20 protein-coding genes are annotated in these 21958 nt (G+C 56.3%); 16 read left to right on the top strand and 4 right to left on the bottom strand.

What is annotated here, in order from left to right; all coding sequences use genetic code 11:
- The first annotated feature begins 618 nt into the window (after positions 1-618).
- From Pan181_RS01825 to Pan181_RS01815, 3 genes are all read left to right on the top strand, one after another.
- Entirely contained in the window at positions 619-2676 is a 2058-nt protein-coding gene (locus Pan181_RS01825) for a PrkA family serine protein kinase (RefSeq protein WP_145245212.1), read from the top strand.
- A 167-nt stretch (positions 2677-2843) separates the two neighbouring features.
- The gene (locus Pan181_RS01820; protein ID WP_145245211.1) at positions 2844-3134 is read left to right on the top strand and encodes a GIY-YIG nuclease family protein; all 291 of its coding nucleotides are present in this window, start codon (positions 2844-2846) and stop codon (positions 3132-3134) included.
- 119 nt (positions 3135-3253) lie between these two features.
- On the top strand, positions 3254-4369 hold the full coding sequence (locus tag Pan181_RS01815; protein ID WP_145245210.1) for a DUF444 family protein: 1116 nt from the start codon (positions 3254-3256) through the stop codon (positions 4367-4369).
- Between the two features lie 66 nt (positions 4370-4435).
- Here Pan181_RS01815 and Pan181_RS01810 read toward each other — a convergent pair whose 3' ends face one another.
- On the bottom strand, positions 4436-5377 hold the full coding sequence (locus Pan181_RS01810; RefSeq protein WP_145244898.1) for an IS5 family transposase: 942 nt from the start codon (positions 5375-5377) through the stop codon (positions 4436-4438).
- A gap of 110 nt (positions 5378-5487) precedes the next feature.
- Here Pan181_RS01810 and Pan181_RS01805 point away from each other — a divergent pair, with 110 nt between their 5' ends.
- The 7 genes from Pan181_RS01805 (at position 5488) to Pan181_RS01770 (ending at position 13441) form a co-directional block, all read left to right on the top strand.
- A complete protein-coding gene (locus Pan181_RS01805; protein ID WP_145245209.1) occupies positions 5488-7029 on the top strand; it encodes a SpoVR family protein in 1542 nt (513 codons plus the stop codon).
- A gap of 88 nt (positions 7030-7117) precedes the next feature.
- Positions 7118-7591 (top strand): hypothetical protein, encoded by a 474-nt coding sequence (locus tag Pan181_RS01800; protein ID WP_145245208.1) that lies wholly within the window; start codon positions 7118-7120, stop codon positions 7589-7591.
- 88 nt (positions 7592-7679) lie between these two features.
- On the top strand, positions 7680-7952 hold the full coding sequence (locus Pan181_RS01795) for a DUF4404 family protein (protein WP_197528818.1): 273 nt from the start codon (positions 7680-7682) through the stop codon (positions 7950-7952).
- Between the two features lie 71 nt (positions 7953-8023).
- Entirely contained in the window at positions 8024-8278 is a 255-nt protein-coding gene (locus Pan181_RS01790; protein WP_145245206.1) for a hypothetical protein, read from the top strand.
- A gap of 274 nt (positions 8279-8552) precedes the next feature.
- Complete coding sequence (locus Pan181_RS01780) at positions 8553-9494, top strand: IS5 family transposase (RefSeq protein ID WP_145244898.1); 942 nt, start codon at positions 8553-8555, stop codon at positions 9492-9494.
- Positions 9495-9810: 316 nt separating this feature from the next.
- Positions 9811-10581, top strand: coding sequence for a class I SAM-dependent methyltransferase (locus Pan181_RS01775; protein WP_197528816.1), 771 nt, complete (start codon positions 9811-9813; stop codon positions 10579-10581).
- A 136-nt stretch (positions 10582-10717) separates the two neighbouring features.
- Positions 10718-13441 (top strand): bifunctional YncE family protein/alkaline phosphatase family protein, encoded by a 2724-nt coding sequence (locus Pan181_RS01770; protein ID WP_145245203.1) that lies wholly within the window; start codon positions 10718-10720, stop codon positions 13439-13441.
- Between the two features lie 86 nt (positions 13442-13527).
- Here the strand turns inward: Pan181_RS01770 and Pan181_RS01765 are convergent, their stop codons facing one another.
- The gene (locus tag Pan181_RS01765; RefSeq protein WP_145245202.1) at positions 13528-15429 is read right to left on the bottom strand and encodes a tetratricopeptide repeat protein; all 1902 of its coding nucleotides are present in this window, start codon (positions 15427-15429) and stop codon (positions 13528-13530) included.
- 209 nt (positions 15430-15638) lie between these two features.
- On the opposite strand from Pan181_RS01765, the gene Pan181_RS01760 reads away from it, so the two are divergent.
- Entirely contained in the window at positions 15639-16283 is a 645-nt protein-coding gene (locus Pan181_RS01760; protein WP_145245201.1) for a DUF4013 domain-containing protein, read from the top strand.
- Between the two features lie 22 nt (positions 16284-16305).
- Here Pan181_RS01760 and Pan181_RS01755 read toward each other — a convergent pair whose 3' ends face one another.
- Positions 16306-16782: a zinc-ribbon domain containing protein gene (locus Pan181_RS01755; RefSeq protein ID WP_231943724.1), complete on the bottom strand. Its 477-nt coding sequence runs from the start codon at positions 16780-16782 to the stop codon at positions 16306-16308.
- Positions 16783-16962: 180 nt separating this feature from the next.
- On the bottom strand, positions 16963-18276 hold the full coding sequence (locus Pan181_RS01750; protein WP_145245199.1) for an alpha-amylase family glycosyl hydrolase: 1314 nt from the start codon (positions 18274-18276) through the stop codon (positions 16963-16965).
- Between the two features lie 631 nt (positions 18277-18907).
- Here Pan181_RS01750 and Pan181_RS01745 point away from each other — a divergent pair.
- Genes Pan181_RS01745 through Pan181_RS01725 form a run of 5 tightly spaced genes read left to right on the top strand, consistent with a single transcriptional unit; the run spans position 18908 to position 21708 of the window.
- Positions 18908-19213, top strand: a complete 306-nt coding sequence (locus Pan181_RS01745) for a transposase (RefSeq protein WP_145245198.1) — start codon at positions 18908-18910, stop codon at positions 19211-19213.
- Complete coding sequence (locus Pan181_RS01740; protein WP_145245197.1) at positions 19210-20094, top strand: IS3 family transposase; 885 nt, start codon at positions 19210-19212, stop codon at positions 20092-20094. The genes Pan181_RS01745 and Pan181_RS01740 overlap by 4 nt, the downstream gene beginning before the upstream one ends.
- Before the next feature lie 6 nt (positions 20095-20100).
- Positions 20101-20580, top strand: coding sequence for a caspase family protein (locus Pan181_RS26910; protein WP_145251928.1), 480 nt, complete (start codon positions 20101-20103; stop codon positions 20578-20580).
- A gap of 28 nt (positions 20581-20608) precedes the next feature.
- Positions 20609-21073 (top strand): helix-turn-helix domain-containing protein, encoded by a 465-nt coding sequence (locus Pan181_RS01730; RefSeq protein WP_145244956.1) that lies wholly within the window; start codon positions 20609-20611, stop codon positions 21071-21073.
- Entirely contained in the window at positions 21061-21708 is a 648-nt protein-coding gene (locus Pan181_RS01725) for an IS630 family transposase (protein WP_145244957.1), read from the top strand. The genes Pan181_RS01730 and Pan181_RS01725 overlap by 13 nt, the downstream gene beginning before the upstream one ends.
- The last annotated feature ends 250 nt before the right edge of the window (positions 21709-21958 follow it).

Genomic DNA, 21958 nt, shown 5'->3' with positions numbered 1-21958 from the left:
TCGACAAAAATGATAATCCGTCGGGCCGGATGATTATCGGTGTTGCCTTTAATCTAGGGGCAATCAATACTTGAATTGAAGACTTGGGGTACGAACACCGCGGCAGGGAGATTTCATTTCGCGAGTTTTTGTATCAGTCGCGAGTGAACCTATAGCCGGTTTCGCCCCTCCCACCTTCCGCCGATCTTTGCCAACTCGCCCTCGGCAGGCGATTTTGCCAGTGTGTTTTTGCAACCAACATCCAATCTTTGGCTGTTGCTGCTGAGCACCAAGAGCAAAGTCGCAGGGTTGAGGTTCTATCGGGTGTTCGCGGCGAGCAGCACCTTCTCGTGGGGTCGAAAGTCTATCCCCCGCCCGGCTACCTACGCCGCACATCGTCGCGCAACGAGTGCGCGTGATGCCACCCGATGGCAGTCCCATGGCACACGTGCCATGCACTGGCTGCTTAGGAACGAGGGCGTCGCTGACAAAGCACCGGTATTTTGACAGTTTGATTTGTATTGGTGTTGCCGAAAGGCAACTCCCTAAAAATCCGTTCGTAGATACCTAGCGACACGATTCCATTCCTTACGACTCGCAATCGCACACGAGTCTTTATTCCTACCGGAGTGAACAGAGATGAGCGACGGACGAACGATCATCGACCTCGTTTCCCAACGCCAGGACCGCGACCAGTTTCGCCGCAAGAATTGGATCGGCACCTTCGAAGAGTATCTCGACCTGGTGCGGGCTAATCCCAAGGTGACGCGCACTGCCTATCAGCGTTTGTACGACATGATCAACTCCTACGGAGTCGACATCGTCGAGCGAGGACGCGAGAAAAAGAAGTACTACCGCTTCTTCGACGACCCCGACAACGGCGGCAAAGACGCCGTGTTCGGGCTGCGCGGATCGCTCGAGCACCTGGTGAACGCCCTCGAGAGCGCAGCAAATGGCTACGGCATCGAGCGCCGCGTGTTGTTGCTCCACGGCCCGGTCGGCAGCAGCAAGAGCACCATCGCCCGGTTGCTGAAGAAAGGTCTCGAAAGCTACTCGGCCACTGACGACGGGGCGCTATACACGCTTGGCTGGGTGAGCGAAGACGATCCGGAAGATTTGGACGCCATTGAGTGGTGCCCGATGAACGAGGAGCCACTGCACCTAATTCCCGAGCGGTTCCGCAGCGACGTGGAACAGGAACTGAATGCAGGCAAAGGCGAGCATGACTTCCGCGTGAAGATTACCGGCGAACTCGATCCGTACTGCCGTTTCACGTACCAGCAGCGACTCAAAAAGTACGATGGCGATTGGACCCGCGTGATCCAGGACGTTCGCGTGAAACGCCTGCTGCTGAGCGAGAAAGATCGTGTCGGCATCGGCACCTTCCAACCGAAGGACGAAAAAAACCAGGATGCAACCGAACTGACCGGCGACATCAACTATCGCAAAATCGCCGAATACGGCAGCGACAGCGACCCCCGGGCGTTCAACTTCGATGGCGAGTTCAACATTGCCAATCGTGGGCTGATTGAGTTCGTCGAAGTGCTGAAGCTCGACGTCGCGTTCCTGTACGACCTGCTCGGCGCGAGCCAGGAACACCGCATCAAACCGAAGAAGTTTGCCCAGACCGACATCGACGAAGTGATTATCGGGCATACCAACGAACCCGAATACAAACGGTTGCAGAACAACGAGTTCATGGAAGCACTCCGCGACCGCACGGTAAAGATTGACATTCCGTACGTGACGATCCTCGACAACGAGATCAAGATTTACGAGAAGGACTACAACAATCGCACCGTGAAAGGCAAACACATTGCGCCGCACACGATCGAGATGGCCGCGATGTGGGCGATCCTCACTCGGCTCGAAGAACCAAAGCACGCCGGGCTGACTCGGCTGCAGAAGCTCAAGCTCTACAACGGCAAGACGTTGCCTGGCTTCACCGAAGAGAACATCAAGGAACTTCGCGACCAGGCAGTCAACGAGGGCATGCTCGGCATCAGCCCCCGTTACGTGCAGGATAAGATCTCGAACGCTCTGGTGGCCCACCCCGAAGCGAAAAGCATCAACCCGTTCATGGTGCTGAACGAACTCGAAGGGGGCCTCAAGCATCACAGTCTGATCAACAACGAAGAAACCAAGCAGGAGTATCGAGAGCTCCTCTCGGTGGTAAAGGAGGAATACGAAAGCATCGTGAAAAACGAAGTGCAACGTGCCATCGCCGCTGACGAAGACGCCCTCGCCCGCCTGTGCGGCAACTACATCGATAGCGTGAAAGCGTACACGCAGAAGGAGAAAGTGAAGAACGCCTTTACTGGGCAGTACGAAGAGCCCGACGAGCGACTGATGCGGAGTATCGAAGAGAAGATTGATATTCCCGAAAGCCGCAAAGACGACTTCCGCCGGGAGATCATGAACTACATTGCCGCGCTGATGATGGACGGCAAGCGGTTCGATTACAAATCGAACGAACGGCTCTACAAAGCTCTGGAACTCAAGCTGTTTGAAGATCAGAAAGACACCATCAAGCTAACAAGCCTGGTTTCGAACGTGGTCGACGCCGACACGCAAAAGAAGATCGACATCGTGAAAGAACGCCTGATCCGCAACTACGGCTACGATCAAGAAAGTGCGACCGACGTGCTGAACTACGTCGCCAGCATTTTTGCGAGAGGAGATAGTAAGCAAGAGTAGGTGGTTTGTAGTCAGTAGTCAGTAGTCAGTAGTCAGTAGTCAGTGGTTCGTTGTTAGTGGTCAGTGGTTCGTTGTTAGTGGTTCGTTGTTAGTGGGGAGAACATGCATGTCATTCTGAGGGAGCTTCCGGCGACTGAAGAATCTTGCCTCACCATCGGCTGACAACCATGAACCAATACTACACCTACATCATGGCGAGCCATTCTGGCGTGCTGTATACCGGCATGACGAACGACCTCGAGCGGAGAGTCCAAGAACACAAGAGCGGAGTCGTTCCGGGCTTCTCCCAGAAGTACAAAACCACTCGCTTGGTTTGGTTTGAAACCTTTACCGACGTAAACGAGGCCATTGAGGCAGAGAAGAAAATTAAAGGGTGGGTGAGACGCAAAAAGATCGCGTTGATCGAAGCGATGAACCCCACCTGGCGAGACCTGGCGGAAGTGAACAGCGAAGCGTGAGATCCTTCGGTCGCTGGAAGCTCCTTCAGGATGACACGAAGCCGCACCAACTCCCAACTCCCAACTCCCAACTCCCAACTCCCAACTCCCAACTCCCAACTCCCAACTCCCCCAACCGCATGTCCCTTAAAATCGAACGCGATCAACGCCGGTTTCGTCAGATTGTCCGCGGGAAGGTCCGCGAGAATCTGCGGAAGTACATTTCGCATGGCGAGATGATTGGTCGCAAGAACAAAGACCTGGTGAGCATTCCGCTGCCGCAGCTGGATGTGCCGCGATTCCGCTTTGGCGATAACGGCAACGGCGGCGTCGGTCAGGGGGATGGTCAGGAAGGTACCCCTGTTGGCAAAGGGGGCCAGCCGCAGCCTGGTGGGCCGGGCGAGGCTGGCAGCGATCCCGGCGGCGGGCACCTGATGGAAGTCGACATGACGCTCGAAGAGCTGGCCGACATCCTCGGCGACGCGCTGGAACTGCCGAACATTCAGCCCAAGGGGACCGCTTCGATCGAGCAGGAGAAGGCCAAGTACAACAGCGTACGCTCGACCGGCCCCGAGTCGCTGCGTCACAAGAAGCGAACCTACCTGAAGGCCCTCAAGCGGCAGATCTCCACTGGGAGCTACACGCCCGACGATCCCAAAGTAACCCCCATCCGCGGCGATCAGCAGTACCGCAGTTGGACCACGATCACCAAGCCCGAGGTGAACGCGGCCGTGATTTACATGATGGACGTCAGCGGTTCGATGACCGACGAGCAAAAGCAGATCGTCCGCACTGCCGCATTCTGGATCGACACCTGGCTCGCACAGCAGTATGGCGGGCTCGAAACGCGGTACATCATTCACGACGCGGTCGCCAAGGCTGTCGACGAGCACACGTTCTACCACACCCGCGAGAGCGGCGGCACACGCATCAGCAGTGCGTATAAGGTGTGTGCCGAAATCATCGAAACCGAGCTGCCGCCAGCCGACTGGAACTTGTACTGCTTCCAGTTCTCCGATGGCGACAACTGGGGCGAGGACAACGAGCGGGCGTTTGCGACACTCAAGGAACGCATCCTGCCGCATGTGAACCTCTACTGCTACGGGCAAGTCGAAAGTCCCTACGGCAGCGGCGAATACCTTGGCCACCTCGAAGGACGATTCGGCGACCAGTACAACACGCTCGTCACGGCCGAAATGCCCGACCGCGATGCCATACTCGACGCGATCAAGATCTTCTTGGGAACAGGAAAGTAAGCATTTATGATTTATGAAGGATGATTTCTGATCGGATACATTCATAAATCAACAAGGCCTTGTTGACTAACTCCACTCGAACTGTGGAAGCCCGAGTTGGGTGAATTGATTGATGATTTTACAGCGCAAGCGGGCTTCCGTTTGTTGGTTTTCGAATACTCGGTTTTTGAGATGGCTCCCAAAGCTTTGTTTCACTCGGTACATGGTCGTTTCCGCCAAGCTTCTACGATGATAGCCCACTTCCTCTTTCCAACTCCTACGCCCCTTGCGTCGAATCTGACGAATTGCCTCGTCCCGGGGCAAAGGCTCCTCCGCAGAGTTGCCATGTTGTTTGATCTTGGCGTTGTGCTGCGGCGGAATCACCGGCTCAATGCCTTCGGATTCCAGCCCTTCATAAACCTTCCACTTGTCGTAACTACCGTCGCCGTGAAACTTTTTTACGGGCTGCTCCACCTGCTCCAGCATTTCGGGAACCGCATCGGCATCGTGGCAACTGTTCTCGGTCAAAATCTCCGCCACAATCTCGCGGGTGTCAGGATTCACCGACAAATGCAGCTTCCGCCATGTCCGCCGCTTCGACTTGCCATGCGTCCGCATCTTCCATTCGCCCTCGCCAAACACTTTCATGCCGGTGCTATCCACCACGATATCGATGTCGCCCCTCTTGTTAGCGATATCGAGCGAAACATTCAGCTTGCTGGCTCGCTTGGCGAGCGAAGAATAATTGGGAATCGCTGCCTCGACGCCCAACATCGCCACCAGCGAGCGGCCGAATCCCTCAGTCTGCCGATAGGGAAGTTTCAGCAGTTCGCGAATCGTCAGCAAGCACTCGATCGCCGTATCGCTGAAGACAAAAGGGCGACCGACTTTTGTCTGGTCGTTAGGATGTTCCCAGTTCTCCAACGCCTCGTCGCTAAACCAAATAGTGATGTTTCCACGCTCGATGAGCGACTTGTTATACTCCTTCCAGTTCGTGACTTTGTAGGTTCGTTTTTCTTTCGTAGCCATGTTCGATCTCCGTAAAAAAGGTACGTGGTTCCATTCCACGTTAGTTTTTACGGAGGTTTGTGACTAATTGTTCAACAAGGCCAATCAACAATCAGAAATCATAGATCGATATGAGCACTCCTAACTCCAACTTGACGCCCGAGCTTGCCGAACAGCAGGCGATCATGGAGCAGCATGCGCTCAACTACGGGCTCGATTTCTTTCCGACCATTTTCGAGTTGGTCGACGCCGATCAGCTCAGCGCGATTGCCGCGCGGGGGGGATTCCCCGTCCGCTATCCCCACTGGCGGTTCGGCATGGAGTACGAACAACTTTCGAAGAGCTACAACTACGGGCTGTCGAAGATTTACGAGTTGGTGATCAACAACAACCCGTGCTACGCCTACTTGATGCGTTCGAACGGGCTGGTCGATCAAAAACTGGTGATGGCCCACGTGTATGGACACTGCGACTTCTTCAAGAACAACTACTGGTTCAGCAAGACCAGTCGCAAGATGATGGACGAGATGGCCAACCATGGCACTCGCATCCGGCGATACATGGATGAAGTCGGCGTGGAGCCAGTCGAAGAGTTCATCGACGCCTGCTCGTCGATCGACGACCTGATCGATATCCACTCGCCGTTCATCAAGCGGCGGGTCGATCGCGAGCGGTACCGTTTCGGCGAGAACAACGAGCCCGAGCCCAAACCCGACGGGCGGTTTCCAGCCAAGTCGTACATGGACTCGTACATCAACCCCCGCACGCCACAGCCGGAGAAGAAAACCGAGGAGGAACCACCGAAGCGGCGATTCCCCGAGCATCCCGAGCAGGATGTGATGCTGTTCTTGCTCGAATACGCCCCGCTCAATCAATGGCAAGCCGACGTGCTGTCGATACTCCGCGACGAGGCTTATTACTTCGCCCCGCAGGGCCAGACCAAGATCATGAACGAAGGTTGGGCCAGCTACTGGCACTCGACCATCATGACCCGCCAGGGCCTCACGCCGGGCGACGTGGTGAACTACTGCGACCACCACAGCGGCACCCTGGCTTCGAGTCCTACGAAGCTCAATCCCTACAAGGTGGGCATCGAGCTCTTCCGCGACATCGAGGATCGCTGGAACCGCGGCGCGTTCGGCAAAGAGTTCGACGACTGCGACGACTACAAGACCCGGCAGAACTGGGACAAACAATTAGGGCTGGGCCGCGAGAAGATTTTCGAGGTTCGCAAAGTACACAACGACCTTACGTTTATCGACTCGTTCTTGACGCTCGACTTTGTTCGCGAGCACAAATTGTTCCGCTTCGGATACAATCAAGATACCGAGTATTACGAGATCGAAAGCCGCGCGTTCCCCAAGGTCAAGCAGCAACTGCTGAACAGCCTGACGAACATGGGGCGGCCGAAGATCGTGGTGGAGGATGGCAATTATCGCAACCGCGGCGAGCTGTACCTCAAGCACACCTACACCGGCGTCGAGCTCGACATGAAGTACGCCAACGATACGCTTTCGAACCTGCATCGCCTCTGGAACCGACCAGTGCATATCGAGACCGTGCTCGAAGAGCGGATGGCGGTGCTCTCGTTCGACGGCAGCGATCACGAAATCGACTGGGGCGACGAATCGCCAGAGGTCGACGAACTTTACGAACATCAGGACCAGAGCTAGGCAACCCGAGAGAACAGGAGAGAAGAGGAGCCGGCGAGATCGCGCAATCTGCTTAGGGGCAATTGCAAACGACTCGCCATGACCCACCATGTCGCTTACATCCCAACTCGAAAAAGAGATTGCGCTCGCCGGCACCAGCGCTACCAATCTGGCCATCCAGCAGCAGGGCGATACGCTCATCTGCGCGCTGGCGGCCATCGATAGCCTTGGTGTTTCGATCCACCGCTTAGAACTTCAGTCGACCAAACTCACAGGGCGGTCGCCCGAGCGGCTCCGCGAAGTGGCCGACAATCTCGCCCGGCGGGTCAGCTATCTGCTCGAAGCGATCGCGCCGATCGAAATCGACGACCAGGCCTGCACGATCCAAATGCGGAGCACCCCGCCGTACCGCAAGGAGAATGCGACGAGTTACTACGAAGTGCTGGTGACCGCGGGGGGCATCTCGCTCCGCCGGTTCAGCAAAAGTCGCGGCACCGCCCGCCAGCCAGAGCCCTTTGACCTAACCCGGCAGGTGCTTTATCGTTTGGTGGACGACTTTGTAGCCGCCGCCGAATCGGCCTAGCCCCGCAGCCAGCGGTGCCTCCACGCTCGGCAGTTGCTACAATAGTAGTAGACACCCCCTACCCTTTTCTCCTCGCGGACGAATGACCATGAACAGCGACCACCTTCGCGAGCACCTCACGCAGTTGCATCAAGAACTCAGCACGGTTCACCAAGTCGACGAGCCCACCAAAGAGATGCTCGTGACGCTGCTGAAGGACATCACCAACGTGCTCTCCGGCGAGGCGAGCAGCGACGACTCGTCGACCGCCCCCTCGAGCGACTCGATCCGCGCCATGATGGCCGACTTCGAGACCGAACACCCCAAACTCGCCCAAGCCCTGGGACAACTGGCCGACGGGTTGGCGAACCTGGGGATTTAAGCACCTCGCGATAATCGAGATGCAATTTCCAATGTCACATCGTTAGAATTGGTCCTATGCAAACCATCCACTTGTCCGACGATCAGTTCGAAAGCCTTACCGGTCTAGCCAAGGCTGCGGGGCACATTGATTTGCAGCATTTTTTGCAAGCTCTGGCTAACGAGCCAGCAAGAGATCCGCGTGGCCCCCTATCAGAGCAAGAACTTGCCGAGAGTCTGAGCATGCTTCAAGCAAGCGAAGCCGACATTGCAGCTGGTCGTACGCAAGATATGCGTCAGGCGATTCATGAAATTGCCGAAGAGTATGGGCTTGATATCAAACGATGAGATACACCGTTCGAGTTGCCACAACAGCCCGGCGTGCCATTCGCGATCTCATCCATCACATTGTCACCGAGCAACATTCTCCTCAGAATGCGAGTCTAGTTCTGAAAGCCATTGACAAAGGTATTGATTCGCTTGCCATCATGCCTCATCGATGTCCACGAGCCCCCGAAGACGCGATTGTTAATTACACGGGGCCTTGTTGAACAATTAGTCACAAACCTCCGTAAAAACTAACGTGGAATGGAACCACGTACCTTTTTTACGGAGATCGAACATGGCTACGAAAGAAAAACGAACCTACAAAGTCACGAACTGGAAGGAGTATAACAAGTCGCTCATCGAGCGTGGAAACATCACTATTTGGTTTAGCGACGAGGCGTTGGAGAACTGGGAACATCCTAACGACCAGACAAAAGTCGGTCGCCCTTTTGTCTTCAGCGATACGGCGATCGAGTGCTTGCTGACGATTCGCGAACTGCTGAAACTTCCCTATCGGCAGACTGAGGGATTCGGCCGCTCGCTGGTGGCGATGTTGGGCGTCGAGGCAGCGATTCCCAATTATTCTTCGCTCGCCAAGCGAGCCAGCAAGCTGAATGTTTCGCTCGATATCGCTAACAAGAGGGGCGACATCGATATCGTGGTGGATAGCACCGGCATGAAAGTGTTTGGCGAGGGCGAATGGAAGATGCGGACGCATGGCAAGTCGAAGCGGCGGACATGGCGGAAGCTGCATTTGTCGGTGAATCCTGACACCCGCGAGATTGTGGCGGAGATTTTGACCGAGAACAGTTGCCACGATGCCGATGCGGTTCCCGAAATGCTGGAGCAGGTGGAGCAGCCCGTAAAAAAGTTTCACGGCGACGGTAGTTACGACAAGTGGAAGGTTTATGAAGGGCTGGAATCCGAAGGCATTGAGCCGGTGATTCCGCCGCAGCACAACGCCAAGATCAAACAACATGGCAACTCTGCGGAGGAGCCTTTGCCCCGGGACGAGGCAATTCGTCAGATTCGACGCAAGGGGCGTAGGAGTTGGAAAGAGGAAGTGGGCTATCATCGTAGAAGCTTGGCGGAAACGACCATGTACCGAGTGAAACAAAGCTTTGGGAGCCATCTCAAAAACCGAGTATTCGAAAACCAACAAACGGAAGCCCGCTTGCGCTGTAAAATCATCAATCAATTCACCCAACTCGGGCTTCCACAGTTCGAGTGGAGTTAGTCAACAAGGCCATTACACGGTGCGAATGCTGGTAGTAGAAAAAACACTCTTGCTGCTCTACCGCGTGGACGATGAGGAAAAGATTGTAACCGTAGTAGGCTTCCGCCACGGTCGACAACTGCCCCTACAAGAATTGCCCTGAAAGGGGATAACGGTCCAATCTCTTTTCTTTCCTGCCGTTTCTTCCCCCGAATAGCCCACACTTCGGCACTTTCTTTTTGTTTCTAGCTGCTTTGCCCGAACCCTTGATTGCGGGGCGGTGTCTCGTCGGCATCTTATCGCTTGGTGGCCCTTGGTAGCATAGAAGGAGAGTGTGATGTCCGACGTTCCGTCGATCCATGAGTTCGATCTGAGTATCATCTGTGAGTACTTTGCCGAGATGCCTCGCCAGGGGCCGGGGAGCACGGAGATTACGAATCGGGCGTTGGATTTCGTCGAGCCGTTGGGGCCGGATGCTCAGGTGGCCGACCTTGGTTGCGGCACCGGTGGGCAGACCATGACCTTGGCCCAACGCGTGCCTGGCAAGATAACCGGATTCGATCTGTTTCCCAAGTTCATCGACCTGTTCAACGCCCAGGCCAAACAGCTGGGACTCGACGATCGCGTCTCTGGTTGCGTCGGCTCGATGGACGCCCTACCCTACTCGCCGGGACAGCTCGATCTGATTTGGTCGGAGGGATCCATTTACAACATTGGCTTCGAACGTGGACTGCGTGAATGGCGCGAGTTCCTCAAACCGGGCGGCTATGTCGGTGTGTCGGAAGCTTCGTGGTTTACCGACACTCGCCCGGCCGAGATCGAAGACTTTTGGATGGAAGCGTATACCGGCATCAACACGGTGCCGGTGCAGCTCGCCCAACTCCAAGCGGCCGGCTACAAGGCGATCGCCTGCTTCGCGGTGCCCGACTCGTGCTGGCTCGACGAATTCTATGCCCCGCACGACAAGGCCGCCGAGGTGCTGCTAGCCAGGCACCCCGAAAATCCAGCCGCGAAGGGCTTCATTGAAAACCAACGCCACGAGCGACGCCTGTACAACAAGTACAAGGAGTACTACGGCTACACGTTCTTTATTGGCCAGAAGCGATAGTCACTTGCGCTGCAAAATGTGAATAACCTGTGAAGCTTATTTCGTCCCCGGCGGCAGTGCATTAAACTTTGGTTGGCATGCTTGGCGGTTGTTTGCCACCGCATGCGCTGCTTGCTATTCAACCGTGGGGACCAGCATGTCATCGATTCGTCGCGTATCAACTCTCTTCTGGCTACACACAAGTTTCGCGTTGTTGTGTGCCGGGTTGCTTTGCCAGGCTTCTGTAGCGGCCGAACCACCTGCGGACGAAACCGTGGGGCCGAAGCCTGAGGGGCGGACCGTCACCCCGGTGAACCAGGTGCTCACTCCCCTTGGCCAGCAACTCGACCTGCCCGGACTGCGCCCGCAAGCGTTGGCCCTGTCGCCGAACGGTGGCATTCTGGTCACTGCCGGCAAGACGAATCAGTTGATCGTGGTCGATCCTACCGATCTGACGATTCGCGACCGTGTCGCGTTGCCAGGCGCGATTCCCGAGAATCGCTCGCAGCCCGAAACCAAGCAAGCAGTGGTGCCGACCGACACCCGCGGGCAGCTCAGCTACACGGGGCTACTCTTCAACTCGGCCGGCGATCGGCTTTACATGAGCGACGTGAATGGATCGATCAAAGTATTCAGCATTTATGCCGACGACAAAGTCGCCCCGGCGATGGCCTGGAAGCTTCCGGCCGCCAACGCCCCGCGACGCAGTGCCGAAATCCCCAGCGGTCTCGCGCTCTCGGCCGATGGCAAGCGACTCTACGTGTGCGGCAACCTTTCGAATCAACTGCTGGAACTCGATACCGAAACCGGCGACGTGCTTCGCACCTTTGCGGTCGGCGTTGCTCCGTTCGATGTGGTGCTGGTCAATAACAAAGCATACGTGAGCAACTGGGGAGGTCGCCGCCCTGCGGAGGGCGATCTCACCGGACCTGCAGGTCGCGGGACCGTCGTGCGTGTCGATCCCGTCAAGCACATCGCCAGCGAAGGCTCAGTGAGTGTCATCGACCTCAAGAGCGGCCAAGCGGTTGCCGAGGTGCTGACTGGGTTGCACGCCAGCGGACTGGCCACTTCGCCCAAGCATCCCTACTTGGTCTGCTGCAACGCTGCGAGCGATCACCTGAGTGTGATCGACACCCGCACGAACGCGAAGGTCGCGACCGTGTGGGCCAAGCCGAACGCGGCCGACCTGCTCGGCGCGGCCCCCAACGCGGCTGCGTTCGATCCCTCTGGCAAACGATTGTACGTGGCCAACGGTTCGCAGAACGCGATCGCGGTGTTCGACTTCGAAGACGACGAACCAGAGGAGACCAAGCTGCTCGGGATGATTCCCGTCGGCTGGTATCCCGGCGCGGTGGTGGTCGACTCCACCCGCAACAAGATCGTCGCGGCCAACATCAAAGGCTTGCCGAAGCAACCCAAGCCGTACAGCGGGGGTGCCGAACCCGATGCCGAGGGTTACAACACCCACCATTACTTTGGCTCACTCACCCAGTTCGACATCCCGGCCGACGAGCAGCTTCCCGCACTCAGCGAGCGGGTCTCACGCAACTTGCGGGCACCGCGGATCGCAAATGCACTGCTGCCGCCCCGGGCCGACCAACCCGCCCGCGCGATTCCCGAGCGGATCGGCGAGCCGAGCCTCATCAAGCACGTGGTCTACATCATCAAGGAGAATCGCACCTACGATCAGGTGATGGGCTCCGTGGCCCGCGGCAATGGCGATCCGTCGCTCTGCATCTTTGGGCCCGAGATCACGCCGAACCATCACAAGCTTGCCGACGAGTTTGTGCTGCTCGATAACACCTACTGCTGCGGCATCCTGAGTGCCGACGGGCATCAATGGAGCACCACGGCATACTCGACCGACTACATGGAGAAGAGCTTCGCCGGCTTCCCGCGCAGCTATCCCGATGGCATGGGAGTCGACGAAAACGACGCGCTGGCCTACGCTCCCTCCGGCTTTCTGTGGGACAACGCGATCGCGCGCAAGGTTTCCATCCGCAACTACGGCGAGTTCATGGGCCCCTCGGTCCACTACCGCGACCAACCGAACGGCGGCACCCCCAACTTCATGGCGTGTTACCTGGCCTGGAAGAACAACACCGATAACGTGGTGTTCCGTAGCTGGCCAAGCGTGGAATCGCTGCGGCCGATTTCGCCGCTCGATTACGTGGGGTGGGAGATGTCGGTGCCCGACCAGTATCGCGCCGACTTTGTGCTTCGCGAGCTGGCCGAGTTCGAGAAGAAGGGAGAGTATCCGCAGCTGGTGATCATCTGCCTGCCGAACGATCACACGAGCGGGACCTCGCCCGGGTGCCCCACGCCGGCCGCGTGCATGGCCGACAACGATCTAGCGTTCGGGCGGATTGTCGAGGGGCTGAGTCACTCGAAGTTCTGGAACGACATGGCGGTGTTCGCCATCGAAGACGACCCGCAAGCAGGCTGGGACCACGTGAGCGGCTACCGCACCATCGCCTACTGTGCGAGCCCTTACGCCAAACGCGGGGCACACGTGAGCACGCAGTACAACACCACGTGCGTGATTCGCACCATCGAGCAGATCCTCGGCCTGCCGCCGATGAACCAGTTCGACGCCAGCGCGACGCCGATGTTCGATTGCTTTGTCGACGAGCCCAACACCAAGCCTTACACCGCCGAGCCGGCGCTGGTGCCACTCGATCAGATGAACCCCGACCCCAAAGCGATCAACGACCCCGTGCTAAAGGAAGATGCGTTGGTGTCGGCCTCGCTAAACTTCCGCGAAGTCGACCGCGCCCCGGAAGACGTGCTGAACCAAATCCTCTGGCGAGCCATGCGCGGCACCAGCGATCCCTACCCGACCTGGGCCGTGGGTGAGGATGTGGAGGACGACGACGATTGAGGGGGTGGGCTTCCTCTGTCGAGAATGAGAACCAGTGCCGAGCAGTTGGTAGAGTGCCATGTTTTTAGCCTTGGACTATGTCACTTTTAATCTCCAAGCTCATTCAATTGTCTAGCAACCAGTCCTGCGTTTGGTGATTGACATTCTCGAAATAGTTCAAGAGCCTTTTGCAACATTTCTTTCGCTTGAATAGTTTCACCGTTGATAATGTGTAATCTTCCAAGGTTTGCGAGGTCATTGGCAATGTTTTCCTTATGACCCAATGACTCATGTATTGACAAAGCCTTCAGGTGCATCAACCTTGCTTGCTCACAGTTGCCGCGTACCTGAAATACTATCCCCAAGTTTCCGAACGCATTTGCAACGCCTGCGAGACTCCCCATTTCTTCGCAAACCGACAAGGACTTCCGTTGCATTTCCTCTGACCTATCTAGCTCATTTAGGTTGAGAAATACAACTCCGAGATTACCATAAGCATTTGCGAGACATTCTTTATCACTCACTTTCTCGCAAATTGCAATTGCCTCTTTATACATGCGCTCAGCTTGATCGAATAGTCTTCGTTTCTGGTAAACTAGCCCTAGATTGTTATAAGCACTAGCGATTCTTCTTTTCATGCCTAGTGCTTTGTTGATTGCAAGTTCCTTTAAATGCAATTCCTCCGCAGCATCAAGATTCCCTTTGACAATGTTCAGAGAACCAAGACGGTTGCAGCAAATTGCCACGCCTTCTTTTCGGTCTAGCAATTGTTCAATTTCTAGCGCCTTGCAATACATTTTTTCGGCACGACCAAGGTTTCCCAAGAATTGATACAAGACTCCTAGATTGGCAAACTGACTCGCCATACATTCGATATTCCCCACTTCCTTACTCAGGGATATTGAACTCTGATGCATCTGTTCCGCGAGTTTGTAATCGCCGCGCATATGGTAGAGTTTTCCGAGATTGCCAAAAACGATTGCCATTCCCCATTTATTATCTTGCGATTTCTCAATAGCCAGGCACTGCTGGTACATCTCTTCGGCTTTATCAAGCTCACCTCGCTGTCGGTACAATATTCCAAGATTGCCATAAGCTGCTGCTGTCTCCTTGCTCTTACTCTCAGATCCGTACATTCCTATCCATCTCTGCATGACGAACCTGGCAGAATCGAGATCACCCGTACGGCTAAAGAACTCAAATCCGAGCATTAAAATGCGAGCATTTCCCGTCACCGTCACAAGCTGTGCAAACTTCTCTCTGGCATGTTCGACCTTTCCCTCCTTGGATAGTTTTGCAGCATCTTCAGCAATCTGCAGTTGCATAGCTTCCAGTTTGCTGCGTGCCTCCTCAGCGGCATTGTGTGCCACTCTTGCTTCCTCTGTCTTCTCCAATGCGACCTGTTTAGCCTTTTCCACTTCTTCAAGTGCTTTTAGCGGAAGCACCACTGTGTCCATTTGCTCACATGCTTTTGGTAGCTCACCTTTAGCATAGGCTCTAAGATGACAGTCTACTTCATTTAAAAAACTCTCTACTGAATCAAAGGAGTGGTACAAGACTAGTTTGGTTTGCTCCAGGTGCTTTCTGAAGTCTATTACCTTGCGTAACTGAACTCCCGGGTCTGCTTCAGATTCAGCATCGACTCGCTTAAAGAACACAAATATCTCAGGCGTGCCACACTTCTTCCAACGCTCCAGTGCGCGGTGAAATTCTTCTTCAGTGTAAGATGAGTAAGGCTTTGCGTCGGGAGCTTCTTGTCCCCAGCGTCGATGCATTGCCAAAATGAACACATCGCACGTGTCGATCTCGCGATTGATAACACCCTGGCTTCTTCGCCCAGTGGAGGCTAGCACATCCTCCCAACCCAATGGGACAAACTCTACATTTGCACCGTCGCCGAACCCGAGATTGAGTTGCGTAATGGCATCCCTGAATGCCCGACGCTCCTCAACTAGATCACCTGGTGAAGCAATGAACACCCGGATCGTTCGCTTCTCGGTTCCGCCCATTTCTTACCACTCCGATTCTCGACAAGCCTAGCAGGATGGCATACCCCAACGCACTGTCAGGTCATAGCATTCAGTGCGATCTCCCCCCTTTCATACCACAAGACCCACGTGTAGGCCAACGATAGCCTTCCCTCAACAAATTGACCTTCGTGCCACCTGGTGATACCGTGCACACTGAAGACGATCCCTCCCACCTCCAAATCCTAACTATGCCCCCCACGCAAGACATCGATCTATCGACCCCGCTTGGTTGGAAACAAGCGTTTTGGTTTCCGGTGCAGAATCGGCTCGCCCGCCGCGAGGTGTTGATCGGTGGACTGCTGCTGTTGATCCCCATCGTCGGTTGGATTTTGAACATGGGGCATCGCATCGAGATGACGCATCGCATGCAGCACGGGCAGCCCGCCTGGCCGGCCTGGACCAACTATCGCCAGTTGTGGAAAGATGGCTGCCCCACGCTGCTCGGCATGATCGAGTACCACGCGCCGGCCGTGGTGGTTGGATTTGCCGGATGGTACTTTCAGCTCGTCGCGTTGCAGTGCCTGGCCAGCGTGCTGTGGATCGTCGCCACGATGGCGGTGCCGGGCTACATGACGCACTACTGCTACGCCCGCGACCCGCAAGAGATCTTCAACCCACTCCGGGCGATGCGTCGCGTCTGGCAAGCCGGCCCCGGCTACTGGCACGCCTGGGCAATCGCACTAGCCGCACTCGCGCTATCGTTCCTAGGACTACTCGGCCTGGGCATTGGGTTTTTATGGACAAGCGTCTGGTTCTGGCAAGTCGCAGGGTTCTCGTTCGCCACGCAGTTTACCGAGGTGTTTGATTTGCGGGGGGAGGAGCAAATGGCTTGAAGGTGCTCCCTCACTAATCCCGCTACTCCCGCTCTTCCCGGCTGATGCGGTTCATCATGTGGTTGTAGCGGTTTCGCTTTTTCTCGTCCAAATCGGGGCCGAAGAGTTCCATGATCAGGTCGGCTAGCTCTTTACACTGGTCGATGCTCAGTTTGCCGTCCTCTTCGGTTTGATAGGCATCGTAGCGATGCTTGATTGCTTTTTGCTTACGTTTCTCTCGGCGACATTCCAGGCAGCAGCCGGGATACGCGTCGATGAAAAACCCGTACTCTTCAAACCACAGCTTTTGCTCTTGGGCAGTAAAGCGAAAGTCTTTTCCGCACTGGCGACACACATGTAGCGTGGCAATGTAGTAGCCCCTGGCCCCCCAACTGCGATTCTGCTTGCTGATGTCGGCCTCAAGAATATCGGTCACGTCCGTCTTCAGGTAGCTGTAACGCCAATAACTACTTAATGCCTCCCGTTCCTTCTTACGAGAAATGTACGGATTGCCTCGCATGTAATTCGGTTTTTTTCTTTTTTTGCCCATAACCGACCACGTTCGTCGCGAAGAGAATAGCACTGCGGTGAAGTCAATCTTCCGCTTGCAGAGTTAACAGACACGCGGGCTTCGCGGAGGGTTCGCCTGCTTGCCAGACAGTTGCTGTTCAACAAGCACCACTGTTCAAGATATCGCCCCTCACTCCGTCCCCCAAACACCCCATCCATGCCCCGGCAGCTCCGTGGCCTCTGGCTGATGCACCAGGTCGCCGGCTAGGGGGCGTAGGCCTGGTGGTACTTGGCAGGCGGTGGGTTGGTCGTCGGTGTTTAGCACGACGACGAGCATTTGGCCGTCGCCGCGCAGTTCGATGGTGACCGCCAGGTTGCTGAGGTTCGTCACGTTCACTTCCGCGGTCGCCAGCCAGGGCCTTGCGCGGCGGATCGCGATCAGCTCACGGTGCAGTTGCCAGATCGGCGAGCTCTCGAGCTCCGCATCCCCGGGCGCGTGCGGCAGCGGCCGCCGGATTTCGGCATCGCCCCCTTCGCGGTCGTACTTCACGCCCTCGGCACCCTGCTCGTCGCCTGCGTACAGGGCCGGCATGCCGGGCATGGTCATCAACACCGCCAGGGCGTGCGGCAGGTGTCGGCGGTCGGTCAGCTTGCTTGCAATCCGCGTGGTGTCGTGGTTGCCGACGAACGTCCATGGCTGGAAGCTCTGGCAAAACTCCGCGTGGCGCGTGAGGGCGTGGGCCAGCTCGAAGAAGTTGCGATCGTTCAGCGAACTCCACAACGCCTTCCACAGTTCGTATTGCGTCAGGCTGTTGAGTTGCGACGCGTCGATCATCGAGCGGTAGTCGCCATGAATCATTTCGCCGACCAATAGCACGTCGGCCTTGGCTTGCCGCACCCGTTCGCCGAACGCCCGCAGGAAGTCCGCAGGAATCGCATACGCCGCGTCGAGTCGAAACGCATCGACCCCGCGGTCGAGCCAATGCCGCGCGACGTCGACCGCCCAGTCGAGCACTTCGGGGTTCGCGTGATTCAATTCCACCAGCCCGCCATGCCCCTCGAAGGTCGCGTAGCTGAACCCATCGTAGCCGGGCTGGTCGAAGTCGATACGAAACCAACCGCTCCGCGACGACTCGCGACCATGCGTCAGCACGTCGACAAAGTGAGGATGGGCGCGGCCGACGTGATTGAACACCATGTCGAGCGCGACCTTGATACCCCGCTCGTGGCACGCATCGATCAGCCGCACCAGATCTCCCTCGTCGCCGAGCCGACGGTCGATGCGAAACGGATCGACGATGTCGTAGCCATGCGTCTCGGACTCGAACACCGGCCCGAGCAACAGCCCGGTCACGCCGAGATCGGTCCAGTAGTCGAGCCAGTCGTTCAACCTCGCCAGGCGGTGCTCGGTGGGCCCCTCGGCCGCTCCCGGCGCTGGATTCCGCTCCTCAGCGGCCAGGAAACCAAGCGGATAAAGGTGGTACCAGATGTCGCTACAAGTCATAGGGCCTTCCGTCGTGGGTGGGGGTGCAGGTTGAACCTACCCGACGACTTCCCATCCCGTCCACCCTGCCATGCTTCGAAGGCTCGCCATGTGCAGAGAATTGCACGACTGGTGGTGAGTTACCGCTGTACTTTTTGGGGAACACTAATTTGCGCTGATCTTCGCTAATGGATGAGCAAGACAGCGTGGGATAGGAGTACTATTTCGCGCCTTGGGGAGGCTCCGACATCCAGTATAATTCCTGGAACGTTCCGAATGCATGAGGCAATTATCACGCAACACAGTCTGCAACGTGCACTACTGAATCCTCCAAATACTATCCAAGGACCTTAGAATTGTCAGAACAACCTCGACGCATTGGAATTGTCGTTGGTATTTCGGAGTTCGCACCCCAAGAACAAATCACACCTATACCATTTGCAACGAAGGATGCTGAAAGAGTCTATTCGGTCCTTCGTGATGAATGCGGCATCGCAACTGAGAAACTCTACCTTTTTACATGCACACGTCCAGAACACTTTAGTGGCAACTATGAACCACCAACTAAGCCAAACATACTCAACTGCGATAACCCAAGACTTTCGGACAGTGGCGGGAGCCGGAATAATGGTTCCCATAGGAGGTCCGAAATATGGACGAGCAAGCGAAGCGGCAGCGGCCGACGTATAGCGATGAGTTCAAGCGAGACGCGGTGCGACTGGTAGTTGAGGAAGGTTATTCGTTCAAGGCAGCCTGCGAGGCGGTGGGGGTATGCGATGCCACGCTGCGGGCCTGGCACGCCAAATTGGCTCCCCCGCCGGAGCCGTGCGGTGACGACGCCACGGTCGAGGAGATGCGAGCCGAGATCGCTCGGCTCCGCAAACAACTCAAGCGGACCGAACTGGAACGAGAAATCCTAAAAAAAGCCACGGCGTACTTTGCGAAGGAGTCGACATGAAGTACGCCTGGATTAGCGAGCATCGCGACTCCTTTCCGGTGGCCCTGATGTGCCAGCTCCTTCAGGTCAGTCGATCGGGCTACTACGACTCGGTCGACCGTCCGCGAAGTAAGCGAGCGAAACGAACAGCAAAGATTCACGATTCGGTCCGGCAGGTCTTCGAGGCAAGCGACACGATCTATGGTCCCCAGAAGATCGCTCACGAACTCCAGCAACACGAGGAGTTGGAGACGGCCTGTCGTAACACGGTGGCTTCTGCGATGAAAGAAATGGGCCTGAAAAGCCGAGTCCGTAAGCGGTTCACGCCGACGACGACCAAGGCGGATCCGTCCAAACAGCAAGCGCCGAACGTCTTGGATCGGGACTTCGATGCGGAGCGTCCGAACCAGAAATGGGTGACCGACATCACGTACTTGCCGACGCTGGCTGGTTGGGTGTACGTGGCGGTCGTCGTTGATCTGTTTAGCCGCAAGGTGGTAGGTTGGTCGATGAGTCATTCGCTGGCCACCCCGCTGGTGAGCGATGCGTTACGTCAAGCCATCGAGTCACGACAACCACGTACTGGCGAACTGCTGCATCACAGTGATCGCGGTTGTCAGTACACGAGTGAGAGCTATCAACGGACCTTGCAGACACTTGGCATCGAGTGTTCGATGAGCCGCCGGGGCAACTGCTACGACAACGCGGTTGCCGAGAGGTTCTTCTGGAGTCTGAAACATGAGTGGACGAAGCACTATGAGTACGCCGACCTTGAGTCAGCACGCCTGAGCGTGTTCAAGTACATTGACGTGTTCTATAATCGCCAGCGACTCCACCAGTCGCTCGGTTATAAAACCCCCGAAGCATTCGAAGCCGAATACGCCCCGGCCGTAGCGGCGTAATAGAAAATAGCCCCCGCCGCTGTCCGAAAGTCTTGGGCTATCGCAAACACACTTAAGTACATATCAGAGTCAGCAACGGAAGAAGATGAACTCTTCTTGTATATAGCGTCTCATGGCGTTGAGATTTCATCGGTGCCGTACTTACTCACGGCAGACACTCGCATGAATGTAGTCAAGGAAACCGCCATTGACACCAACGAAGTAAATGACATCTTAAAGGCTTCATCGGCGAGATGTGTTGTGCGTTTCTTTGATGCTTGTCGCTCCCCATTTGGTATAGCCCGCACTCCCGCTGGCCGAATGAGTTCAGTCTTTGAACATGCCCTCTTTGCGACCGCAACTGGTTGGGCAACCGTCAGCTCTTGCTCGACTGGTGAATACTCGTATGAAAGTGGTGACTTTGAGCAAGGAGTATTTTCCTATTACTTATGCGAAGGCATTTGTGGCAGAGCAGCAAACTCAAAAGGACTAGTACGTCTTTCCTGAAATCCATTCCGCTGCTATATGCTGCGGAATGAAAAAGCACATTGTTTGCCTGGACCACCAGGCCCGTGGAGGTTTGGAGCAGCTAGCACGCTCAGGCGCCCGCGCGGCGCAAGTGGTGCGTCGCTGCCAGATATTATTGAAATCGGACTCGGGATGCACCGACGAAGAGATCGCCGAGCATGTGGGCTGCACGACGCGCAACGTCCGAGCCGTCCGAAAGCGGTTCTGCGAAGAGGGCGTCCAGCGGGCGGTGTACGATGCGCCTCGCTCGGGCCGCCCCCCAGAGTTCACCAAGCGGCAGCAGCAACAGGTAATCGCCCTGGCGTGCAGCGAGCCGCCCGAGGGACGGGCTCGCTGGACGCTGGAATTGTTGTGCGAGCACGCGGTGAAGGAAGGCTTCGTCGATTCGCTCAGCGTGACGGAGGTCTCGCTGTGGCTCAAGGAACACGACCTGAAGCCGTGGCGAAAAAAACTTGGTGCGTGCCCAAGCTGAACGACGAGTTCTGTGAGCGGATGGAGGACGTCCTCGAGCAGTACGAGAAGCCGCTCGACCCGAACGAGCCGGTCGTCTGCCTCGACGAGCAGCCCTATCAGAGGGTCGACGACGCGCGGCCGCCCGAGCCCGCGGCACCCGGCAAGATCGCGAAGCAGGACTACGAGTACCGCCGCTGCGGAACCTGCAGCGTGTTCGTGGCGGTCGAGCCGAAGGCGGGCAAGCGATTCGTTCAGGCCAAGCGTCACCGCAAGCGAGCCGACTTCGCCCGGTTCGTCCGCGACCTCTTGAAGCGCTATCCCGACGCAGAGCGGGTTCATCTGGTGATGGACAACCTCAACACGCACAACGAGAAGTCGTTGATCGAAACCTTTGGCGAGGAGGCGGCTCGGCCAATGCTGGAGCGGATTGTGTGGCATTTTACCCCCAAGCATGCCAGTTGGCTCAACATGGCCGAGATCGAAATCTCGGCCATACAGCGACAATGCCTGGGACGTCGGTTGGCTTCGCTCGACAAGGTTCAAAGCGAACTCTCCCACTGTTCACGCGACCGCAATCGGAAGAAAATCAAAATCAATTGGACCTTCCATCGAAAAGACGCCAAACGCGTCTTCCCTGAACTCTATAGGAAATGACTTCCGGGACGACGTACTAGTCACACTCGAAGGTCTGGTTGAATACACCAAGATCAGTCTCAATAATTGGTGTGATACGCAAACGTTAAAGCAGACGCCCCACTTTCAATCAGACATGTCAGGCATTCTCGTACTATCCTCCCCACACAACACCACACAACCAGCCACTACTCTTGAACCGACTCATCCACTTTCAGTTCTCAGCTCAGGAATACAAAACGAGCTTTCTGCAACCCCGATGGATGCTCGT

Source organism: Aeoliella mucimassa (assembly GCF_007748035.1).
GTDB classification, from domain to species: domain Bacteria; phylum Planctomycetota; class Planctomycetia; order Pirellulales; family Lacipirellulaceae; genus Aeoliella; species Aeoliella mucimassa.
The sequence above is the reverse complement of the archived record's forward strand: the minus strand, read 5'-3'. Positions and strand labels throughout refer to the sequence as shown.

Excerpts from the sequence above, each read along its gene's own strand:
- Pan181_RS01815 (WP_145245210.1), top strand. The coding sequence starts at position 3,254 with ATGTCCCTTAAAATCGAACGCGATCAACGCCGGTTTCGTCAGATTGTC.
- Pan181_RS01740 (WP_145245197.1), top strand. The coding sequence starts at position 19,210 with ATGAAGTACGCCTGGATTAGCGAGCATCGCGACTCCTTTCCGGTGGCC.
- Pan181_RS01805 (WP_145245209.1), top strand. The coding sequence starts at position 5,488 with ATGAGCACTCCTAACTCCAACTTGACGCCCGAGCTTGCCGAACAGCAG.
- Pan181_RS01745 (WP_145245198.1), top strand. The coding sequence starts at position 18,908 with ATGGACGAGCAAGCGAAGCGGCAGCGGCCGACGTATAGCGATGAGTTC.
- Pan181_RS01755 (WP_231943724.1), bottom strand. The coding sequence starts at position 16,782 with ATGCGAGGCAATCCGTACATTTCTCGTAAGAAGGAACGGGAGGCATTA.
- Pan181_RS01770 (WP_145245203.1), top strand. The coding sequence starts at position 10,718 with ATGTCATCGATTCGTCGCGTATCAACTCTCTTCTGGCTACACACAAGT.
- Pan181_RS01820 (WP_145245211.1), top strand. The coding sequence starts at position 2,844 with ATGAACCAATACTACACCTACATCATGGCGAGCCATTCTGGCGTGCTG.
- Pan181_RS01810 (WP_145244898.1), bottom strand. The coding sequence starts at position 5,377 with ATGGCTACGAAAGAAAAACGAACCTACAAAGTCACGAACTGGAAGGAG.
- Pan181_RS01750 (WP_145245199.1), bottom strand. The coding sequence starts at position 18,276 with ATGACTTGTAGCGACATCTGGTACCACCTTTATCCGCTTGGTTTCCTG.
- Pan181_RS01730 (WP_145244956.1), top strand. The coding sequence starts at position 20,609 with ATGAAAAAGCACATTGTTTGCCTGGACCACCAGGCCCGTGGAGGTTTG.
- Pan181_RS01800 (WP_145245208.1), top strand. The coding sequence starts at position 7,118 with ATGTCGCTTACATCCCAACTCGAAAAAGAGATTGCGCTCGCCGGCACC.
- Pan181_RS01775 (WP_197528816.1), top strand. The coding sequence starts at position 9,811 with ATGTCCGACGTTCCGTCGATCCATGAGTTCGATCTGAGTATCATCTGT.
- Pan181_RS01795 (WP_197528818.1), top strand. The coding sequence starts at position 7,680 with ATGAACAGCGACCACCTTCGCGAGCACCTCACGCAGTTGCATCAAGAA.
- Pan181_RS01760 (WP_145245201.1), top strand. The coding sequence starts at position 15,639 with ATGCCCCCCACGCAAGACATCGATCTATCGACCCCGCTTGGTTGGAAA.
- Pan181_RS01780 (WP_145244898.1), top strand. The coding sequence starts at position 8,553 with ATGGCTACGAAAGAAAAACGAACCTACAAAGTCACGAACTGGAAGGAG.
- Pan181_RS01765 (WP_145245202.1), bottom strand. The coding sequence starts at position 15,429 with ATGGGCGGAACCGAGAAGCGAACGATCCGGGTGTTCATTGCTTCACCA.
- Pan181_RS01825 (WP_145245212.1), top strand. The coding sequence starts at position 619 with ATGAGCGACGGACGAACGATCATCGACCTCGTTTCCCAACGCCAGGAC.